Source organism: Rhodoferax sp. ZS1R8 (assembly GCF_056521325.1).
Genome location: NZ_JBWMBA010000040.1, coordinates 1 through 1,905, shown reverse-complemented (window position 1 = coordinate 1,905; position 1,905 = coordinate 1). Strand labels below are relative to the sequence as shown.

General features: G+C 59.1%; 2 protein-coding genes and 1 pseudogene. 1 reads left to right on the top strand and 2 read right to left on the bottom strand.

The annotated features are described in order from the left end of the window. Together AC097P_RS23535 and tfpZ are read right to left on the bottom strand one after the other, a co-directional pair. Positions 1-622 (bottom strand): M48 family metalloprotease (locus AC097P_RS23535; protein ID WP_479612858.1); only part of this gene is annotated, 622 nt, incomplete at its 3' end. Between the two features lie 62 nt (positions 623-684). Beyond that, positions 685-1,452 (bottom strand): TfpX/TfpZ family type IV pilin accessory protein, encoded by a 768-nt coding sequence (gene tfpZ / locus AC097P_RS23530; RefSeq protein ID WP_479612857.1) that lies wholly within the window; start codon positions 1,450-1,452, stop codon positions 685-687. A gap of 121 nt (positions 1,453-1,573) precedes the next feature. Between tfpZ and moaC the strand changes: the two are divergent. Continuing rightward, a pseudogene (gene moaC / locus AC097P_RS23525) lies at positions 1,574-1,861 on the top strand (cyclic pyranopterin monophosphate synthase); the annotation flags it as partial. Positions 1,862-1,905 lie beyond the last annotated feature (44 nt).

The following is a 1,905-nucleotide window of genomic DNA, read 5'->3' as shown; positions in this document are numbered from 1 at the left end:
CCACACGGTCGGCCTCACGCTCCATGTCGCGCGAGAAATTGAGCTGGGCCTGCGCACCTGCGGCCTGGCTGCCCATGATCACGGCGTTGGCGGCGCTGGGGTCTTTGCTGGCGGCCAGCACGCCGAGGATCATGGCACCCAGCATCCACGGCGCCTGCTGGCTTTGGCGCGTCATCATGCGGGAAATGTGGCGCTGCGTAACGTGGCTCAACTCGTGGGCCATCACCGAAGCCAGCTCATCGCGGCTGGTGACGATGCCCACCAAGCCCAGGTGCAGGCCAAAGTAGGCACCCGGTAACGCAAACGCGTTGACCGAGCGGTCGCGGCCCAGCAGGATTTCCCAAGCATAGGCCTCGTCCTGCTCGGGCGGCATTTCTCCGCGCTGGCGGGCCGCTACCAGCAGGGGTTGCCAAATACCCTGCACATATTCCATCAGCACCGCATCGTCCACATAGTCCGGGTCGCGGTACAGCGCGCGGGCGATACGGTCACCCAGGCGGCGCTCCACGTTGGGGGTCATGTCGGTGCCGTCACCCAGGTTGGGCAGGGCGGAACCGGTGGCAGCGCCAATGGTCGCAGCGGCCTGGGCATGGGCCTGCGGCACCGTCGCGAATGCTATCAAACTGATAGCTATTTGTATTGCAACGGCGGGGGCTAGAAGGCTATTTTGCTTAAGATGCTTGGTCAAAATGGGTCCAGGGGCATGGTGGCCACGATACGCGCGTCGACCGGGTCGATAAACACAGTCCAGAAATGGTCGCGGCCGACGAGTGGTAAGTACAGTGTGGTTTGTGGGTTGCCACCGGCACTTTGGATCACTTGGTCTATTTCGGTGGAGCGGCTGGCGAACCGCGTCCTAAGTTCGCTAACGGTCTTGGCTTCCTTGAGGACTTCAGACCTGGCCTTTGCGTAGGGTTGCCACAATTCAGGCCGAAACCCCAGTTGCAAGCCTTGTAAAGCAGCCATAGTAGCGTCCGCTGCCTCCTGACTATCGCGAAATGGCCGTGTTGCCAGCAAAGTGGGGCCGGTCAGTGGCAGTGCATCGATTCCCGAAGGCGTCTTCTCCAAGAAATCGGCTGGGACATCTATGGCATGCACCACACGGAACCGGTCGACTTCAAATACCAGGTGCACCGGACGTGCCACGCTCACGGCCCACAAACCGTAAGCCAATGCCCCCAGCTGCAATAGCGCAACGATAGCCAGATCTCGTTTCAGTTCGGCAAGTGGTTTCCTGCGATTGAACACTGCCAGGGTGATCAATGGCCCCATAACTACATCCACACCGACAACCAGCCAGAACAGCTCCCGCCCGCCCGAAATTTCGCGATAGGGATAGGGATACCAGACACCGAAAACCAGTGCCGCAGCCAGCGCGGCTATAAGCAGACTGGCAGACAAATGGATGGCACTGGCCTTGAGACGATGACGCCAGAAGGCTGATGATTTCATTGTTCCGTTCATGATTCAGTAAAGGTTAATCGACACGCGGCCGGGTTGGAGTTAAGGTCAGGTAAAGTTTACCGATCCCGAATGTAGGGCAATCCTCCATCTTTTCGACACATAAATCACAATGCCGTCCCTCACACATTTTGACGCCCAAGGCCAAGCCCATATGGTGGATATTGCCGCTAAACCGGCCACCCACCGAATTGCAGTTGCCAGCGGACGCATCGACATGTTGCCCACCACGTTGGTACTCATCGAATCTGGAACATCCAAAAAGGGGGATGTGCTCGGAATTGCTCGCATCGCCGGTATCCAAGCGGCCAAGCGTACCAGCGACCTGATTCCTCTGTGCCATCCTATCGCCCTGACGCGCGTGGCCGTCGAACTCACGGTAGTGCCCGCCAGCGGAGCACAGGCTTAACATGTGAGGTGCCAGGCAACCACCAAAACCATGGG

Excerpts from the sequence above, each read along its gene's own strand:
- tfpZ (WP_479612857.1), bottom strand. The coding sequence starts at position 1,452 with ATGAAATCATCAGCCTTCTGGCGTCATCGTCTCAAGGCCAGTGCCATC.